The sequence below is a fragment of the Paenibacillus sp. Y859 genome, assembly GCF_056786405.1.
Genome location: NZ_JBXCIZ010000014.1, coordinates 95378 through 114262 on the forward strand (window position 1 = coordinate 95378; position 18885 = coordinate 114262).

The window sequence follows — 18885 nt, forward strand, 5'->3', positions numbered from 1 at the left end:
ATCTTGATCCTCTCTCTAACTGTAATATTTGAATGTTAACTGTTCACACAACTAAACGTAATTACTTAGTTCGTACAGGTGTGTCTGCTGAATATATGTTCGAAATCTATCTAGCAAACCAAGATCAGCGCAGCGATCCGCTGTGGGAACATGTTGTAATGAGATTTCCCCTCCTATTTAGAGTTACCCAGATATTGCTGAAATTTCTTTTAAATATTTATTAGTTTCTAACATGTTATTGATTATTCTCACTGTATTATAATTCTTAGGCAATGTTACCATTCTATTAAGTAGAATCCATCTCAGACAAGCGATAGCTTCAAATAATTTCAGCTGCTCTTCTGGAAATCCGTTCATTTCCATATATGTCTTAATAAAAGAATGATATGATTCTTCGTTTGTATATATCAGTATCAAAAAACCAGACCATGCCACATCATATCTGACATCTCCTAATTGTGCATTAGTCCAGTCAATGATGGTATATCTTCCTTGCTCTTCTACAATGTTCCCCAGATTATAGTCACCGTGTATAATGCAATCTTGTTGCATATTTGATTGTTCTACAAGTCTTCTAAGTGTATTGTAAATGTCTGTATGTTCCATTATTCTCGGAAAAAAATAATCAATAAAATCAAATCTTCGATGCATCGATGCATCCAATTGATTTATTGATGTTCTGTGTATTTCAACTAACAGTCTCGAGATCATTCTTATTGTTTGATCATCTATTGTAGAGACCGAATTTCCGTCAAAACTTGTAACTAATACTTTATTTGAATCCTCGTCATAGCCCCAACCGTATGGCTTTGATACAGATATTCCGTTATCAAAAAGAACTTCGAGTAATTTATACTGATAACCAACATCTGCACTTGATCCTTGATTCCAAATCTTGACTACCGCGGTTCCACACTTAGAATTTACTCTAACTACTTCGGCTTCTAGTCCTGGTGGTAGATGACTCACTGTTATTTTAGTTGATTCATTTAGAATATCATTCAAAATCGCGGTTCGTTCTATCCATTTAAACTGTTTAAAGTTTTTCATGTTCAGCATCCTTTCACAGGGATTTCTTATAAAGTTGATATATTCACAAATCGTTCCATCGGGTTAAAGGATTTATGTTTTATATCTACCAAAAGAACTATGAAAGGATCAAAAAATTACTTTCCTGAAATACTCCATCTTACTGTCAATAAATCCATCATCGAAGTCAGCGCACCCTATTAGCTCTGATTCACTAAAACATAAGCCAAAGAGCCATAGTTGTCTAAGCACAACAAATATAGAAACCACTTCAACATCATTTTCATTGAGATCTCTTACTTCCCTGTACCCATTTAGGAATGCTTCCCAAAGCCTTTCAACTTCGTCCTCGTTATGACCACTGTGAATTTCTCTCGCCAATCTAAACTCTGCGATATCATAAGATCTCCACCCATAACCAGAAATATCGAAATCATAATGTGTCAATTTCCCGTTGTCCGTAAATGCTACATTTGTGTTACCATGCAAGTCCCCATGACAAACGCCCCAATCTAAGCCTTCTTCTATCTTCATCAATAACTGTTCCTTTAATCCTAAGATTAGTTCACAAATAAAATTGTAATCCTCTTGACGATGTTCCATATGTAATTTGATTATAATAAGCGGTTTCTCAATTAGGTAATCCAAATTAAGATTACCTCTTACGTGTTCACTTCTAAAACTTTCAGTAACTTTATGAATTTGAGCAACGGATTTCCCATATAAATAACTATCTTCTACGGCATGAATAGGCTTTTCATTACCTTCTGCAAAACTAAACATAACTCCATACTTTACACCTTCAGTGACAAAAAACTCATTTATGAGGGTGCCATCTTTTTTTGCAATAGGTATTGATACGCTTACATTATTCTCATTTAGATAATTCAATAAGTCTAATTCAAAAGAAATCTCTGATTTATTTCTTCTATCAGCACGATAAACTCTAAAGATATATTTACCTGATCTAGTCTCTAAAATATAAGTATCGTTCATGCCTCTAAGGAAGTATTCCAAATTAATTGGTTCATGAACTTCATAATTGTCTTTAATATGTAATGTTAATGCTTGCTTTGACAAGAGTGAGTATGCAACAGGAAATAAACTCAAATCTACACCATCCCTTTTTATTTTATTTATTTTTCGAATGCATGTTTGTAATTCCAATGATTTCTTTGATTGATCTTACATTTCTTAGTTCCTTAATATTTCTGTATTTCCTTCCTTTAAATCTTTAAATACAGGTTTTTGGACGCTATTCATTCTCTCTATTTGTATGTCTTCAATGTACATAAATTTCAATTGTAATGATTCATTATTCTTGTCATTGTAGATTAGCGTTCCCTCATCATCTACGAGTCCATTACTTAAATCAGCCGTAACATTAAACAAGAACATAACAAAAACAACATTATTTCCGTCTGGATACTGATATTCCATTCGGGGACCTGTATATACTGAAGACAGTTCATATTTTTTAATATCTAAACCAGTTTCTTCTTTAACTTCCCTAATCATTGTTTCTTCTATCGTCTCTCCAGCTTCCATACCACCTCCAGGTAATCCCCAATCTCCATAATCCGATCGTTTCTGTAATAGTATTCTTCCTCTATCATCTTTAATAATTGCTCCACCCGTAACAATAATATTTTTTGTCATAATTTAGTCCTTTTACGATTTTTTTATTTGTCTTATTCCCACCATTTCTTCTGGCAATCATATCATACCAATCTACTCCCATGAAAATACTTTGGGTAATTTCAATTGCTAAACAATCACTGTGAGAAGATCTTGTTTGACTTGTGATGTGAAATGTTTACCATTCAGTTCAATAGCATTTCGGTGCTGACATAACACCAATCATGTAAGAACCGATTGGGTAAAAGGCAGGAATGGATAAAAAGCTTGGAAGAGAGAAAACAGTCATTTTTTCTCCAAGTGCCCCATTAATAGTTCCGGGAACAAATATCAAACCATATTCTGCTAGATCTGGTTTGATCTTGTTAACTTTAATTGTTAATCCTAATTCATCGGATATTTCTTCTGAAAGATCACAGATATCCCAGGTTGTTCCCTTGGTTTCTTCAGATGAATACCCTCCCGTATTTAATCTCATTTCTTCGAAGACCCTACGGATGACCGAGGAGCGACAGCGACGATGCTGAAAAACATTGTTATGCGATGTTACTATCTCTTCAAAATACTTTCGAATGTTATTCTTCAAATTTCTTTACAAATCTATATCCATTAATATCGAATCCCATTTTCTTGTAAAACTCGTGTGCTTCCATTCGCTCTGGTTTAATACCGCTTGTTAGGAAGAGACTTTTTGATCCCTTCTCCTTTGACCAACTTTCAATAAATCTTATTAATTCCTTCCCAATTCCCTGACCTTGATAACTTTTCCTAGTAACTAATGCTGAAACCTGTGTTGTAACTCCATCTCCTTCGTAGTAATACACTAAACGAGCACCTATCATCCCTACTACTTGATCTTCTAGAGTTGCTACAAATGTAAAGTACAATGAATTTGTTTCTATCGATTTCATTCTATTCCTCATACTATTAATATCAGTTGGATACCCTAAATCAGTCATTAATTCTGTTAAAGCTTCTAAGTCACTTGAATTGTATTTGCGTATAGAAGCCAATTTTCTCTCTCCTCTTCTGGAAGATGAAATTCTTAATTCGAATCTCCATTCAACAAACGCTGCATTACGTACTTCACCGACATTATAGATATCATACTTAGTTCTTTTATCAGTTGCAGCTACAGTTATAGCATGTGCAACATTCTCAACATACCCATGACCTTATCAGCTTCCAGAGATTTCACTAATTTGATATCCCTTGCTCATCGGATTGTGGGATAAGTACGCAAAAATTGGTTGTTACTCGTCGTTCCAAGGTTTCTCCCCCCCTATTGCCTGCTCCAGAGAGCTAGCGCTGTCTTACACTTTTGACGCAGGCCACAGCATCCTTCCGAACAAAATTCCCAGCAGGCCGATCACAGTAATCACAATGCCGAGATTCAGGAAGGTACGCTCGGCACCAGCAACTTGTACCAGAAGTCCTCCAAGCAGTGGCGCTCCAATCATTACAATCCCTAGAACTGTGCTCTGTATTCCGAACACACGACCGGTCATATGCGGAGGCGTTTCTTTTTGCAGACAATAGTTGAATGTAACCATGAACATACCGTTGCCAATGCCCAACACGAACCCAAGTACCAGTACGAGAAACACAGAAACCCCGACAGGGAGCAAACCCAGCCCTCCAACGGATGCGCCGATCAGTGCGTAACCACTTCCAAACTTCCAACCATAACGCGTTGCTCGGTTCATCTTGTTCATCTTGTTCATCACTACAATGATCAGTATGGCACCTGCACCTGATGCCGCCACCATCCAGCCGAGCAACGATTCCTGATCCGGTGCAACCTCCCGGAAAAGGCTGGTGAACTGAAAGTCGATCATCTGGATTGCAAGTGTCCCCATTAACCCGTACAACATGGTGTTCAACAGCAGTCGGTTGCGCAGGATGAAACTCCATCCTTCTATCCACTGGGTACGCAGCTGAACCCCCTGCTCCGCGCCAGGCACGCATGGATTCTCATCTTCAACAGTTCTTCTGCCACCTCCCGCCTCTGCATTCTTGACGGTGAGCAACAGTAGATAAGAACCTACCCTAAAGAAGGCATTCAGTAAAATGCACCACTGCGGCGACAGGAGCGTCAAGGCGAATCCACCTAATAAAGGACCGGCGATTTTGGAGCCCTGGTTCACGATTCCATTGAGTGAGGTAGCCTGAAGCAGTTGATCCTCCCTTACTAACCTGCGTGTCAATGACTGTTGTGCGGGCACATTTAAGGTAGAGATAGCCGCACGTAGCATAAGCAGAGGTAGTAGCCATAACATATTGGGAGCCAATAACACTAGTAAGGTTAGGACTGCCATAAGCAGATCGCAAATACGCATTAGCTTCAGCTTGTTCAGCCGATCGGCAAGGACTCCCGCAACCGAACCGAGTAAGATACTGGGCAGAGCATTGGCGACCGGTATCAGAGCCAGCATTAGTGGACCGGCCTGCCAGCGATACCCCACAAGCACCTGAATGGCCAACGTATCGAACCAATCGCCAAAAGTAGCTGTAGCAAAGGCGCTATATACGCGCATGTATACTTTGTTACGAAGTAGGCTTGCTCCTGCTTGTTGTGTAGCTGTCATTATTAATTCCTCCAAATCACAGTAATATCGAATAGAGCATGATATTACTGTAGCGGAGAAATGTCAGAGAATGATCAGAGACGATTTAGCTCGTTCAGAATGATATCTTCCAGCAACCTTAATAGCTTTTTGAGGCCAATCCGCTCCTGTTCTTCTTCAAAAATATCTATGTATTTCTGTTGCAATTTTTTGTTCGGAGGAAACATGCCGCAGTATTGATTAATCCGGTACAGGGCATACAGCCGCATTGGCACAAAGCCAGACCTGTCCAGCACATGGAGCCCCTCGTCCAGCAAATTCTCTGCTTCACGCCATGCCTGACGCCGCAACACCCACAGTCCCTTGACTACCTTGTAACTGCCAATCTCCCGCAGAAAAGGCTTGGTGGACAATATCTCGGCTTCAATAGCTTCCGCCATCTTCTCCAGCTCGTGATCTTCTGCTCCTGCAACCAGATGGACAAACATCTCCGTAATGGCCGTTTGCGGGATGAAATTCTCATAATCCAGTTCGGCGATCACGGTATGACTCATCTTCAAGCGTTCTAGCGCTTTATCAGGCTTTCCCGCCAGTGCATACAAATCAAGAATGTTGAGGATCTCCATTTCTCTGTGTTGCATCGGAGACAATAGTTTCTTCTCAAGCACTTGCTCACAGAGTAGCAGTTTCTGCTCCGGGTTCCCCGTGAAAATATAGAACAACAGCAACGAATATATGCGTTCGCTCAGCGGAGCCTCCTCCGTATTCATTAACCACTCCAGATCTCCTTGCACAAAACGGACATAGACGGAATAGAAGGGATCCAACTCATATCCAAGCACATCTTGTTGACGTGCAAGGGTCAGCATTGAGTGGCCCTGGCCGTATTGCTGGTATTTTCCGAATACATCCCGTATCGTCTCATGCAGCTCCCGGTCCCGAGTGCTCGGGTTCGATTCACCTACGTTCTTTGAATTCTGCACAGTCAGACTATAGCCGAATCCCCGGACCGTCTTAATTCCCAGACCTGCAAATGGGACTAGCTTCTTACGCAGCCTGTATACATGGTCATCCACCGTCCGCTCAACCGGATATTCCAGCATCCACACTTTATCGAGCAGTTGTTCACGGCTGAACGTACGACCTCTGTTGTAGTAGAGAAATTGTAAAAGAGCGAACTCCTTAGGTAGCAATTCTACCGTTATGCCTTCGGCAGTCACCTTATATTCACTTGCATGTAATTCAAGTTGCATACAAATAACCCTTCTTCCCATGGACCAACTTCATGACCTCAGTACCATCCAACCTTCGCGTGCTTTAGAAATAATGCGCATGAGTATCTATCGTCTAATCTATGAATCTGCTTCTCGCTATCCCTCCTGGCGCCCAAGCTGCGAATGCGAAGATGCAGAAATGTTATGTTTATAGGATGTCAGCACCTTCTTACATTCGTATATCGCAACCGTCAAAAGGTAGACCGGCTTGAACAAGCTCAACTGCATCGACAATTGATTTTTGCTGAAATTCCGTCAGACGACTTTCATCTCCGTCCCAGTTGTTGAGCCACCAAAAGAATGAACATATATTTCGATATTCCATAAACATTGGGATCTGTTGAACCCAATATCCGTCAAGATGATTATGTTTAAAATATCCTAGTAAAAATTCACTCAAGAATTGTTTGGCAAACTCATTTTTTGCTTCTCTATCATCCTTTGGTGCTCCCCACCAAACAGCATGAGTCGCTGCTATTGCAATGTCTAAGGCAAACCATCCATATATACAATCATCAAAGTCAAAAACTGTAATGTCTCCCTCATTAATATGAAAATTATAGGGGTGAAAATCATTATGAATCAATCCATATGAGTGTAAATCTTTAGGGAGAGCAGTAATACTGCTTTCAAGCGATTTTAATTTCTCCAGTAAAATCAGATAATTTCCTTTATGTAGATAGCGATTCTCAATGTTCCATATGCTCCAGTTATCTCTTTTCACAACAACATCATTAGCATCATACTTTTTAGTAATTAAGTGCATTCTCCCCATGGTTTCACCCCACTTGCTAAATATCTCTGGTCCCCACAATTCGGGATTGCCTTTATTAAAAAACTGCCCTGATGCAAAATGGAATACTGTTGCAATAAAACACTTATCCTGTTCCCTGTAGACGGCGGCTAATTGATGGTCTTTTGTTTTAATTGGTAACGAAACACGTACTCCCTGTTGTGCCAAATAGTACACCCAGTCCACTTCCGCCTTTATCTTCTCCGCATATTCGAAAGTTTTCTCAGATAATCTTAAAATATATGTTTGGTTATTTTTGGTGAACCGGTAAACTTCATTACATGAATTACTGAGGAACACTAACGTTTCTACATTAAACTGAAATGATGCCGCCGCCCATTTTAATAGCTCCTGACTTGCCACTTCATCGCCACCTTTCTTGTAATGTGGTTTGAGCACATTCCGCTAATCTATCGGAATATCTTTTCTTCCATTTTATCACAACTTCCTAACGGAGATTCATTATTCCTCAAAAAGACCGAGCCCCCAAAAAGGGAACCCGGTCTTTCACATGATCTTCTATGATTGGTTGATGATGATTACACAAATTGAACCGTACTCAACGAGACTTTGCCTTCGAGAACAATAAATACGTCCTGACGACCACTTACTCCGCTCACTTCAGCGGTATAGTCGCGCCATTCTTGGGCACCACCTGCCAACAGTTCAACTCGGCCCACAATCGGACCTTCCGGACTCTTCAGACGAACCTCGACTGATGCTACTGTCTGGGAAGCTGCACGAAGCCGCACTGTATTCACTCCCACACCAAACTCAGCATCTTCAAAAGCAATCCAGCCGGATTGATCCTTAACTTGGGTAGCACTGCCGCCTTCACAACATTCACCGATCAGCACGCCTTCGTAATCGTCATAGTTAATCGCCTTCACAGACTGCTTCAAATCACGCGGCGGAATAATTTCGCCTTGTACATCGAGCGCAGCACTCAGCGGCAAGTTTGCTGATGAAGGACCAGCCATGAAGATGTACGTGCCGTTCTCAATTGCAAAACGCTCACGAGTAACATCCCACATCGCTAGCTCCGACATTGGCAGCTTGAAGCTCACGTCTACTGATTCACCTGGCTGCAACAGTACCCGACGGAACGCAAGTAGCTGTTTCAACGGACGTTTTACACGTGACTTCTCTGCATGGCCATACAGCTGCACCACTTCTTCTCCTGTACGATCACTGGTATTTGTCACGCGAACCGTAAGCTCGATTTCACGATCTTGATCCACAGAAACCTGCTTACGATCAAGGATCAATTCATCATAACGGAATGTGCTATAGGACAATCCATGTCCAAACGGATAGAGTGCATCTCCTTGGAAATAGCGATAGGTTCTGTCACCCTTAATAATGTCATAATCCATAAACTCTGGTAGCTGATCAACCGATTTATACCAAGTCATGTTCAGACGTCCTGCCGGGTTCACGTCACCGAAGAGTACATCAGCTACGGCATTACCCAGCTCTTGACCTGCATGCGTAGTATAAAGAATTGCTGGAACGTTTTCGTCCACCCAATTCAGAGCAAATGGATAACTACCCACCACGACCACAATCGTGTTCGGGTTCACTGACAGAACTTCTCTAATCAGTTGCTCCTGAGATTCAGCAAGTGTGATATCCGGGCGGTCGACCGTCTCTTTACCATTGATGAGCGGATGATTACCGACAAATACGACAGCGATATCCGCATCGCTAGCCACTTCTTTTGCCGCCTGGAATTTATCTGTGACTGTCTCCACTTCAAAAACATCGGCTGTAATCTTATCTTCTTCGCCAGTTGCCACAGATGCCGCACCCGCCACATTGATCTCGTTAGCGGTTTCTTCAGCGCTACCGCTGCCCACGAGCAATTCTCCGCTATCAGAATTGACCGTAACCGGCGTATCATTCCATGTTGAGAAGGTTACTTGATCACTTCCATCTTCCGAAGGACGAACAAGGAATACTTCTTTGGTGAACCACTCCCAGATTTTATCAGCTGAGGCTTTTACGATCCGGTCATCCGTCGTTAGGTAAAGTCCGTTATTCTCAGCGATAATCGTATGGCTATCCCAGCCCCAATCCGTTAATTCAAATACAGAAGCTTGTTCGCCAGCATCGCCAGTTGCAGCCAGAGCCGCTTGTTCGCCAGCCTGTACTTGAACATAACGTCCATTGCGCTTCGCTTTCAGCTTGACTCGATCTGTACCACCGGAGAATGTCGTTTGTCCTCCATGTGCGTTCAGTTTTTCTTGAATACCTTGCAGCGGCGTGATCGCATAAGGCAGTGAACCGCTGTACCAATCTCGATATACGGTACCACCAAGTGGTCCAATAACAGCGACTTTTTTCACCTTATCTGCTTGTAGCGGTAATATGCCACCTTCATTTTTCAGAAGAACAACAGCCTTTTCTGTAGCTTCACGTGACAGCTTCGCATGCTCTGGATGTAAAATAATTGACTCATCAATTGCAGCGTACGGATTGTCTTCTTCAGGATCGAACTCACCCAAACGGAAACGAACGCGGAACGTGTTACGCAAGGCCACATCTAAGTCGCCCTCCGCGAGCAATCCTTCAGCCAACGCTTCGCGTAGCGATTGCTTAATCAACTCTCCATCGTCAGTGATACTATCGATGCCGCCTTCCTTCACGGAACGGGCAACGGCTTCCTTATGCGTCTCCAAATAACCATGATCGCGCACCGTACCAGACACGTCGTAAGCATCGCTGACGACAAAACCGTCCATTCCCCACTCTTGCTTGACGATTTCATTCACTTCTGGCATCAGATTCGCAGGCACTCCATTAACGGCATTATAGGCCGTCATCATGGACTGTGCGCCGCCTTCCTTAAACGGAATTTCAAATGCTTTCAAATAATATTCGCGCATATTACGCGGATCAATACTAACCGATTGGTCAGCGCGACCTACTTCATTATTATTGGCAATAAAATGCTTTAGCGTGGCAATCGCTTTCAAATATTTCGGATGATCGCCTTGCATCCCTTGAACAAGTGCCGACGCTAACTTACCAGCAAGTATCGGATCTTCACCGTACGCTTCCTCAGTCCGGCCCCAACGTGGGTCGCGCTCCATATCGACGGTAGGCGCCCAAAGCGTCAAGCCGTTAATCTCCGGATTCTGTTTATAAAAGCCTCTTGCCTCATCACCGATAGCGCTACCAATTCGCTGCATAAGCTCGGTATCCCAAGTACATCCTAGACCGATCGGTTGCGGATATCCTGTGGCTTCGCCAAGCCAAGCCATACCATGGGCAGCTTCCGTACCATGTTTATACGCTTTCACACCAAGCCGCTCAACGGCTGTTTGATATTGGATCATAAGTCCCACTTTTTCTTCCAACGTGAAGCGAGAAACGAGGTCGTTTACACGTTCCTCCAGCGGAAGAGAAGTGTTCTGGAATAGATATTCGAATGTTTCAGTCATGTTGATCCTCCCTTTGTCAATTGCCTCTTGCGTAATTTTAACTAAGATTGCCTCCTCTTTGCTACCCTAATAATTAGAGACGTTTTCATAGATTATTAGGGATATATACAATAACAAGTGAAAAAAGAAAATATAGCTTCATCGAATACGATCAAATGCAGACATTCTATTGTAAATCCAATATTTCAATACTGCTATCTGACCCTAGCTCTTCCTTCATCAATATATTTGATTCCAATATTATTTTTTATAATTGCACTTAATCCTTCCTGGTAAGAGGGTAGGGGCATTAATAATTCTGCTTGGTCTATAGCTATCCATGCAATTTCACTGATTTCATCTGGTCTAATAATCTCTTCTTGTCCACCAATGATCTCTGCTCGAAAAGTAATGAATATAATGTGTTCATTTCTCATCTCCATCACACATTCATTTACAGCAACAATTTCAAAAACCTCTATATCTAATCCGGTTTCTTCTTTCGCTTCTCTAACAGCTGCTATATGCAATGTTTCATTTTCTTCCACTGCTCCACCCGGAAGAGACCAACGTCCATTATCGTTATTCTTTACCATAAGAATTTTTGATTGATCTAAATTTGTTATTAAAGAGTAAACAACATCTGTTCTTTTCATCTTCAACCTTCTCTTCTGGTTTATATATTTTTAACCCAACTTTCGCAGCTTAAATTAGGGAGGTAACCTCTAATATAACTGGGTAAACCTGTAATCCATTGCTGGAGTTGTGTTTGACGTACTAAGTTCAATACAGAGTCCCGATTTGATTTGAAAGATCCGCTAGAAGAGATCATCTGTAGGTGATCCACCACAATAGACAGCGAAAATCTATCATATCGGGGTGGAATGGAATTTTGTGCGAAAAATCGTATAAATTGAGAGTTCAGTCATTATTGGATTAGCATCGATTATTCTACAGCTTTTCTAGCTTCATATGTTATCATCTGTCCATCACTTGTAGGTCTATTCTTGAACTTATAATCAGCTGACTTTATAATCTCTTCATAACCTAATCTCTCAAGTAATAAATCAAATTCATAGTTTCCGTACCAACTTAAAGGGAACCGCTGTAATTCTGTTTGAGTTAGATTCCCATCTCTCCACTTCTCATATTTCAATAAAGACACTATTTTCTGTTCAAGTATATTAAGTTCGGTCCGCCTTTCTTCTAGAATAATCACTTCATTATTAGGAGTATTCCATGTCTTAGTAGACGTAGAGTTTGCATTTAAATCCGTGGGAATAAATAAATCGATTATCAACCTGCCGCCAGGCGTTAAATAGGAGTAAAAATGATTTAATGTGGTGATCGCTTGTTCTCGACCTTCTATTAATTGAAACGATCCCCCAGGAATGATAATAGCATCATATGTATTCGTCAAAGAAAAATCATGCATTTCATTTTTATACAATTTAGCAGTAAGGTTTAATTCATCACATCTTCTTCTACAGGAATCCAGCATTGCTTCGGAATTATCTAACCCCTCTATTTCTATTCCTGCCTGAAGTAATGGAATTAAAACTCTTCCAGATCCGCAACCAACTTCAAGTACTTTACCCTTAATGTTTGATAACCGTTCTAAATAAAACTCTACATCTCCAAAAGAGTAGCCTAATGGTTTACTAAGATCATAAACTTCAGTACAAAGTTCTCCGTACGAGCTATACATATTGTTATTTCTCCTTTATTTTGAAATTAATCTTCCCGGGTATTTCACCTAACGTTTGGCCTTCTTCGAGTTTCCTTAAATAATTGATATCCTCTTATATATTTTTGATATGTTTCATATTTTATAGCTCTTTTCAATATTTTCATTACGAGGATTTCTTATAACATTTGGCATTCACAACGTTCAAGCAGCTTAAGGACCGTAAGGCCGGGTCGATAGACTTAGCTGGTTGATTGTATCGTCCGGTCCACTTCTCCGAATATCCTCTTGGTGACCAAGGGCGCGTCCACCACTTTGGTAATGCAATGTTAGGCGATGTATGTTCCTTCGTTAAATTGACTGTCATTACAATTACTTCTTCTTGATAATCTTAACGATAGGGTTTCTTCATCCCTGAATCTATGGAACCGTACGATAATATCAACATCATGAAAAGTTAAAATCACACTAAATTTATAATTAGTAAAATCAAGTTTAAGATTTGTTATTGTAAATATTTTTTGAATCCCTTACTTACTGATCCACTGTAACCTTCTCTCTCGAAGAACTGATGTGCTCTCTCACGCTTTGAGTTACTAAGAAGCATAATCCTATGACAATTTCTTGAAATACAATATTCTTCAACATGTTGTAATAATGATCGTCCAATATTTATATTTCGATAATTCTCATGAACAACTATGTTTTCGACTACTCCATAGGGTCTCAGACCATGTAAGGCTTGAGGACATATATTTAGCATTAATGTCCCTAGGATTTCCCCTTCTTCTTCACAGACAAGCAAAAAATTATTAGGATCCATTCTAATATTCTCTATTTGTTCTGCAAGAACGTTCATTTTTCTGCTATTTGGAACTAACATTTGATAGAGTATGAATAATTGATCTCTATCTCTTTTTTCCGCTTCACGAATCAATAGAATGCTCTCCTTTAATTTATATGGTAACGTTGCGTATTTCTGACGTCCAAGCGGCTTAAGGACTATAGTTCCGGGTGGCTTCGCTACTTGGCCGGTTGGATGTGTCCGGTGACCTAGGGAGCATAGCAACCGCTGTGGTAATGCAAAGTTATCAGATGTCATTGCCTTCTTCGAGATATTTGAAAAACACTATTATTCTTACCCCCAGAATATCCTTAGATCATCCTTATCAACAGTTTTTAATTGTTTTTCAAAGTCTTCCTCCGGTGTGATATCTTCAACGAAATGCCATTTATTCTTACTGTCTCTCCAGTACACTTTCCATTTATTTTGTTCTTTTCGAAATTGAGCAATGGGCGATTCTACCCACTGATCGCTTTTATATCCAATTCTTTCTTCAATTAATGTGACGCTATCAGCTCTGAACTTATAATTAAGTTTCACTTGGTTTCTAATGTGTTTTGGCACTTTCTCTTCAATGTAATCTGACAATATCTTATTAATTCTCTTTCTAGTGAATTCATCTAACATATGTATACCTCGCTGCTTTTATCATTTTTTTATATTTTTCAATTTTAACATACTGCAATGATTTCTGATAACGTTTTGTGTTCCCGACGTCCAACTCCCTTAAAGTCCGTAGGAGCGGCTGCGACATGATTAGGGAGTTGGATGTGTCTGCTGATTCACTTCCTTGAAATCATTCTGGCAGACCTAGGTAGCGTTAGCGACCGCTGTGGTAATGTAATGTTTATACGATGTGCTCTGTTCCCTCGAATCACTTAATATCGCTCTTTAAATCTATTTATCCACCAATCTTTCTTCATTAAGTAATCACCTTTTATTGGCATAATCACATATTCTTCATTCACTTCAATTGGCTCACTACCGCCCATATAGATTAAATCAATATTTAAATTAAAGGTTTTTATTTCTCTTCCAACCTCATCTTCAAATTCTTTCACATAACTTATAATATCAGGTTTGTCTTCCCAATAATTCATTGCGTTATTACCACCCGCAGGCATATACCACCAACTTATAAATGATGGCCACACTTTAATAAATGATTCTCTTAGTTCTTGTTGATCAACTGCCTCAAAATTTGGTAATCCTAAAACAAAGGATGCTTGTTTATTATTTTTATGTACCTTTTTTTGAATGCTTTGATCCCAGAAAAGCTTCCATTGTGACTCAAGTTTTTGAGTAATATGATCTGATTCAACAAATTGCTTAGAAGGCCAAGCATTATTTCCATCGATCTCTTCTTTAATAAGACCATAAGCATTCGCTACATATATCAAAAAGTTCAATTCAAAATCACTTGAAATACAAACAGACCAAGATTGATTATTTCGAATCATTGATTTTTTCCTTTCTTTTAGCCTTTAGAGCATGTCGTATAGCGTTTGGCATTCCTGACGTTCAAGCAGCTTAAGGACCGTAGCAACGGGTCGTCAGACTTAGCTGGTTGAATGCATCGCCTGAATAATCTTCTTGCAAATCCTCCTAGCGATAAAGGGGGAATGCCCGCAGTAGGAATGCAGTGTTTATTGGATGTCTGCGTCTTCTTCGATTAAACTAAAAAATCATAATGAAACAACTCTGTGGATACAATTGAATGTATACTTTTATAATTTCTTTAAATTTCATAAGAGCTACCTAAAGATTTAATTATTTCACCAATGATTCCTTTATTCTGATGTACACCTAAATTAGAATTTGTCATAATAACTCCACCATCTCCGGAATATGGATGTACAATCATCATACATTGGTATCCGACGCCCCAACCAAGTGAGGTAACTTCTAGCTCACTATCTGACTTGTCAAGAAAGACCCCTAATCCAGTCCAGCTTGAGCAACACTGCGGGGTAATCATTTCTTTGATTATTCTTTGAGAAATACCCAGTTTTCCACTTCCGTTCATAGAATTAATCATTTCAATTGCCAGAAAAGCTAAATCTCTGGGAGTTGACCAAAGTCCAGCTGCTGCTGGATAAGGATATATTGGATACTTGCTATTAACTAAATTTCCATCTTTATTATGACCACAAGCATAACTAGTATCTTCTTCTAGGATTGTATCTTCATATGTACTGTTATTCATCGATAATGGTTCAAATATCATCTCGTTCATAAGTGTTTTAAAAGATTTTCCAGATACATCTTCAATCAGTTGCTGGATTACACAATAACCAGCGTCCGAATATTGAAATTCACTATCCGGTTCGTTCATAACACTTAAGGGCTTTGGGGAATATGATTTTCTGCCTTCGAGAATCTCCACCATTGTGGGAGTCCCATCATTTGGATTGTATTCACTAAAGCTCCCCTCGGAATCAATTATTCCTGAATGATGACTGAGTAGATTTCGTAAGGTGACTTTTTTATTTTGTGTAAATTTATTATCAAGAACCTTCCATGAAATTAGATTCTGATTTATATCCTGATCTAAATCAAGGATTCCTTGCTCGATTAATTTCATGACCAACATTGCTGTGGCAAACTTACTTATTGAACACGCATTAAATATAGTGCTATTACTTATTATATTATTGGTATTCACCTCTGTTAGGCCAAATCCCTCTGCTAAACTCAGATTGTCATTATTAAACAAAGCAATGCTTAAACCTGTTACATTATAATGGTTCATACGTTCTTGTATTTCATTCTTCGTGAGCACCAAAAGAACATCTCCTTGCTTTTTGGATTTGGTTTGTAATTATTTGCGCTGATTTCTTATAACGTTGGTGCATTTCTGACATTGATATCCCTTAGATAGCTCTTATCTTAGAGATATCAATGTGTCGCCTGGCTTTCTTGAATAGATCTCCATTCATCAGCCTTCAATCCATATATTATTCTATCAATAAATCCACCATTGATATATTCGTAGTCTCGTAGTTCACCTTCATGCTTAAACCCTAATTTCTCAGGAATAGCTCGGCTCTTTAGATTATCAGTAGCCACTCCTATCTCAATTTTATTTAATTGAAGTTCGTCAAAGGCATATTTCATTAGAACTTCGATAGATTTAGAGACTAATCCTTTACCTTCATATTCTTTACCAAGCCAGTAACCAATTTCTGTTTTTTTATTCTCTCGATCTATATATAAATAACCAATAGACCCTACAAGATCATTCTCATGCCAAATTCCTAACCAGTACCCTTCTTCCTTAGCAAATTTTAACCGAGTTCTTTCAATAAAAGTTTTTGAATCTTCAACTCTTAAAGTAATATTAGGAAACTGCAACCACTCACTAATATGAACTCTGTTTCTGTTAATTAGATTAAATAGTCTTTCGGAATCTTTGATTTCCAATAATGATAAAAAAGAAGAATCATCAACTTTATAGTTAAACATTCGTTATTTCCCCTTTGTTTTTATCGTTTTTCACATGTGATTTCTTATAACGTTTGTACATTTCTGACATTCAAACGACTTAAGGACTATAGGTCCGGGTAGCTCTGCCACTTAGCCGGTTGGATGTGTCGCGAGAATCCTCTTAGCGACGCAGCCGAAATGCATTGTTATCAGTTGTCTCTACCTTCCTTGAGCTTGCTATATTCGTGGTCTAATATTGCTAAAATGATTAGTGATTCATAACGATGATCTACCTTTATACATTCTCTTAAATAACCTTCTAGCTTAAAGCCTAAAGATTCATATATGTGTTTTGCACGTTCATTATGTACCTTCACATCTAGCCACATCCTATGAGCCTTTAGATCTTCAAATACGAACTTCTGTATTGCTCTTAACGTTTCTTTTCCAAATCCCTTTTCTTTTTCAGCTACTATGATTCTAACTAGCTCAATATTGTTATGGTCATTATTAATTCCGGATAAAATGAAATATCCTATCGGTCTTCCTTCCCCGTCATCCATCATTACATGTCTTTTATCTGTATCAGTCATGGTATCAATGTGTTTTTCTCTTGACCAAGGAATAATATACCTCTTATTGTCAACATGATTCTCCATAGATAGAACCACATCAAGATCATTTATATTTGTATTTATATACGTTAGTCTTTCTGAACTGAAAAGTATTTCTGGCTTCATTTGGAATACCTCCCAGTCATTTATTACAGAGATTTCTCATAACGTTTGGGTATCACCACCTTAAAGGAGCATAGCGACTGTCCGCGATGCGGTTAGGTGATGCAGGGTTATCTGCTGAAAAGTACTCCGAAATCCCTCTTGCAAACCAAGGGGCGTGTGACCCGCAGCGTAGATACGATGTAGACGAAGGTGCCTTGAGTTACTCTAGAATATTTATTTCTCTTAAAAATTCTTCTGTATCTTTAAGTATCTTCTTATATGGTTTATTGTCCATATTTCCATAATTAAAAAATCCATGCCCTAATCCCTCAAATGATATTAGTTTTGAGATATTACCAGCAGTTTGCATTCTGTCTGTAAAATTGATTACATTTTCTATTGGAATGCTCTTATCATCTGTTCCATGAAAAAACAAACTGGGTGGTAAGCCTTCCTTCACTACTTCAACAGGAGAGGCTACTAATAATGCTTCTTTCAATTCAGGAAAAAGGTCAATCAGTAAATTAGAGTTAACACCACCATTTAATATAATCATTGCATTCGGTTTAGAGCTAACCATTACATTATCCATTGGGTCATTAAATTGCTCAATCATCGCAGAGCATAAGCATAAATATCCTCCAGCGGAGGCTCCTACAGCGATAATCTTGTTTGGATTAATACCAAGTTTTTTTGAATTCTCCCTTGTCCAGCGGATTACGGACCTCGCGTTTTTGAGGCTCTCAATTGGGGAAAATAGTCCTTCGATTTCTAACGGTCTATATTCGGCAAGTATTGTAGTAATGCCCAGTGATGAAAAATGTGAAGCATGATGTTTAAACTGACTTGTATTTACTTTGTTATTTGTAAACCCTGCTCCATGAAAAAAAATCATGGCAGGACAACTATCATTGGGCTTTATATTCTTGTCTACATACACTCTAAGATTGTTATACGGTTCTGATTTCTTGTATTCAAATATAATTGCATCTTCCATTTTTTTCAGTCCTTATTAATAATCTCTTCGCACTTTCGTCTAACGTTGCTGTATCTACGAACCCGAAAACCCTCGGGCAGACTAAGGAGCGTTAGCGACGCTGCGTAGATACATTTGTTATCTGATGCAATATGACATCTTCGAATCAGCTTTCAGAGAGTACTTGGTTAACTATACCCTTAATTTTTTCCGTTACCTCAGAAGGAGAAATTGAACTTGTATTAATTAAAGGCATATTAGGATTGAAAGCCGTTTCTGCATTATTCAATATCCATTCGTTAAATTCTTTATGGTTATTAATGAGCTCGTCAGACCACCCTCTTGCTTGCAACCTTAATTCTCTCGTTCTATCATCACAATATAGACCATTGAACTACTCACCACTTAACCGACCTTACGGTCTGTTTGAAGTGGGAGATTCCTAAGAACACCAACCTAACGGTTCGTTTTTGATTAGGCGATCCCCGTCATTCCAACGGTTAGAAG

Annotated in this window: 18 protein-coding genes; all 18 read right to left on the bottom strand. The window is 39.4% G+C overall.

Annotated elements, in window-relative coordinates; translation table 11 throughout:
- Nucleotides 1–183: 183 nt before the first annotated feature.
- Complete coding sequence (locus tag AC1TO8_RS20705; RefSeq protein ID WP_482057521.1) at nt 184–1050, bottom strand: aminoglycoside phosphotransferase family protein; 867 nt, start codon at nt 1048–1050, stop codon at nt 184–186.
- A 108-nt stretch (nt 1051–1158) separates the two neighbouring features.
- Nucleotides 1159–2196 carry a phosphotransferase gene (locus tag AC1TO8_RS20710; RefSeq protein WP_482057522.1) on the bottom strand — a complete coding sequence of 346 codons (1038 nt, stop codon included), beginning with the start codon at nt 2194–2196 and terminating at the stop codon, nt 1159–1161.
- Between the two features lie 27 nt (nt 2197–2223).
- The gene (locus AC1TO8_RS20715) at nt 2224–2688 is read right to left on the bottom strand and encodes an NUDIX domain-containing protein (RefSeq protein ID WP_482057523.1); all 465 of its coding nucleotides are present in this window, start codon (nt 2686–2688) and stop codon (nt 2224–2226) included.
- 169 nt (nt 2689–2857) lie between these two features.
- Complete coding sequence (locus AC1TO8_RS20720; protein ID WP_482057524.1) at nt 2858–3145, bottom strand: hypothetical protein; 288 nt, start codon at nt 3143–3145, stop codon at nt 2858–2860.
- A gap of 97 nt (nt 3146–3242) precedes the next feature.
- On the bottom strand, nt 3243–3680 hold the full coding sequence (locus AC1TO8_RS20725; protein ID WP_482057525.1) for a GNAT family N-acetyltransferase: 438 nt from the start codon (nt 3678–3680) through the stop codon (nt 3243–3245).
- 300 nt (nt 3681–3980) lie between these two features.
- Complete coding sequence (locus AC1TO8_RS20730) at nt 3981–5255, bottom strand: MFS transporter (RefSeq protein ID WP_482057526.1); 1275 nt, start codon at nt 5253–5255, stop codon at nt 3981–3983.
- A 74-nt stretch (nt 5256–5329) separates the two neighbouring features.
- The gene (locus AC1TO8_RS20735; protein WP_482057527.1) at nt 5330–6487 is read right to left on the bottom strand and encodes a winged helix-turn-helix domain-containing protein; all 1158 of its coding nucleotides are present in this window, start codon (nt 6485–6487) and stop codon (nt 5330–5332) included.
- A gap of 190 nt (nt 6488–6677) precedes the next feature.
- Entirely contained in the window at nt 6678–7664 is a 987-nt protein-coding gene (locus AC1TO8_RS20740; RefSeq protein WP_482057528.1) for a phosphotransferase enzyme family protein, read from the bottom strand.
- A 176-nt stretch (nt 7665–7840) separates the two neighbouring features.
- On the bottom strand, nt 7841–10747 hold the full coding sequence (locus AC1TO8_RS20745; protein WP_482057529.1) for a glycoside hydrolase family 3 C-terminal domain-containing protein: 2907 nt from the start codon (nt 10745–10747) through the stop codon (nt 7841–7843).
- A gap of 194 nt (nt 10748–10941) precedes the next feature.
- Nucleotides 10942–11382 (bottom strand): NUDIX hydrolase, encoded by a 441-nt coding sequence (locus tag AC1TO8_RS20750; RefSeq protein ID WP_482057530.1) that lies wholly within the window; start codon nt 11380–11382, stop codon nt 10942–10944.
- 290 nt (nt 11383–11672) lie between these two features.
- Nucleotides 11673–12434: a class I SAM-dependent methyltransferase gene (locus AC1TO8_RS20755; protein WP_482057531.1), complete on the bottom strand. Its 762-nt coding sequence runs from the start codon at nt 12432–12434 to the stop codon at nt 11673–11675.
- A gap of 484 nt (nt 12435–12918) precedes the next feature.
- The gene (locus AC1TO8_RS20760) at nt 12919–13350 is read right to left on the bottom strand and encodes a GNAT family N-acetyltransferase (protein ID WP_482057532.1); all 432 of its coding nucleotides are present in this window, start codon (nt 13348–13350) and stop codon (nt 12919–12921) included.
- A gap of 201 nt (nt 13351–13551) precedes the next feature.
- Nucleotides 13552–13884 carry a DUF3024 domain-containing protein gene (locus tag AC1TO8_RS20765; RefSeq protein ID WP_482057533.1) on the bottom strand — a complete coding sequence of 111 codons (333 nt, stop codon included), beginning with the start codon at nt 13882–13884 and terminating at the stop codon, nt 13552–13554.
- Between the two features lie 251 nt (nt 13885–14135).
- The gene (locus tag AC1TO8_RS20770; RefSeq protein WP_482057534.1) at nt 14136–14717 is read right to left on the bottom strand and encodes a hypothetical protein; all 582 of its coding nucleotides are present in this window, start codon (nt 14715–14717) and stop codon (nt 14136–14138) included.
- Nucleotides 14718–14995: 278 nt separating this feature from the next.
- Nucleotides 14996–16042 (bottom strand): serine hydrolase domain-containing protein, encoded by a 1047-nt coding sequence (locus tag AC1TO8_RS20775; RefSeq protein WP_482057535.1) that lies wholly within the window; start codon nt 16040–16042, stop codon nt 14996–14998.
- Nucleotides 16043–16155: 113 nt separating this feature from the next.
- Nucleotides 16156–16722, bottom strand: a complete 567-nt coding sequence (locus AC1TO8_RS20780; RefSeq protein ID WP_482057536.1) for a GNAT family N-acetyltransferase — start codon at nt 16720–16722, stop codon at nt 16156–16158.
- A gap of 170 nt (nt 16723–16892) precedes the next feature.
- Nucleotides 16893–17423 (bottom strand): GNAT family N-acetyltransferase, encoded by a 531-nt coding sequence (locus tag AC1TO8_RS20785; RefSeq protein ID WP_482057537.1) that lies wholly within the window; start codon nt 17421–17423, stop codon nt 16893–16895.
- 199 nt (nt 17424–17622) lie between these two features.
- Nucleotides 17623–18399, bottom strand: coding sequence for an alpha/beta hydrolase (locus AC1TO8_RS20790; RefSeq protein ID WP_482057538.1), 777 nt, complete (start codon nt 18397–18399; stop codon nt 17623–17625).
- Nucleotides 18400–18885: the final 486 nt, after the last annotated feature.

Coding starts and splice junctions, on each gene's coding strand:
- AC1TO8_RS20705 (WP_482057521.1), bottom strand. CDS start 1,050: ATGAAAAACTTTAAACAGTTTAAATGGATAGAACGAACCGCGATTTTG.
- AC1TO8_RS20715 (WP_482057523.1), bottom strand. CDS start 2,688: ATGACAAAAAATATTATTGTTACGGGTGGAGCAATTATTAAAGATGAT.
- AC1TO8_RS20720 (WP_482057524.1), bottom strand. CDS start 3,145: ATGAGATTAAATACGGGAGGGTATTCATCTGAAGAAACCAAGGGAACA.
- AC1TO8_RS20730 (WP_482057526.1), bottom strand. CDS start 5,255: ATGACAGCTACACAACAAGCAGGAGCAAGCCTACTTCGTAACAAAGTA.
- AC1TO8_RS20735 (WP_482057527.1), bottom strand. CDS start 6,487: ATGCAACTTGAATTACATGCAAGTGAATATAAGGTGACTGCCGAAGGC.
- AC1TO8_RS20745 (WP_482057529.1), bottom strand. CDS start 10,747: ATGACTGAAACATTCGAATATCTATTCCAGAACACTTCTCTTCCGCTG.
- AC1TO8_RS20750 (WP_482057530.1), bottom strand. CDS start 11,382: ATGAAAAGAACAGATGTTGTTTACTCTTTAATAACAAATTTAGATCAA.
- AC1TO8_RS20755 (WP_482057531.1), bottom strand. CDS start 12,434: ATGTATAGCTCGTACGGAGAACTTTGTACTGAAGTTTATGATCTTAGT.
- AC1TO8_RS20765 (WP_482057533.1), bottom strand. CDS start 13,884: ATGTTAGATGAATTCACTAGAAAGAGAATTAATAAGATATTGTCAGAT.
- AC1TO8_RS20770 (WP_482057534.1), bottom strand. CDS start 14,717: ATGATTCGAAATAATCAATCTTGGTCTGTTTGTATTTCAAGTGATTTT.
- AC1TO8_RS20780 (WP_482057536.1), bottom strand. CDS start 16,722: ATGTTTAACTATAAAGTTGATGATTCTTCTTTTTTATCATTATTGGAA.
- AC1TO8_RS20785 (WP_482057537.1), bottom strand. CDS start 17,423: ATGAAGCCAGAAATACTTTTCAGTTCAGAAAGACTAACGTATATAAAT.
- AC1TO8_RS20790 (WP_482057538.1), bottom strand. CDS start 18,399: ATGGAAGATGCAATTATATTTGAATACAAGAAATCAGAACCGTATAAC.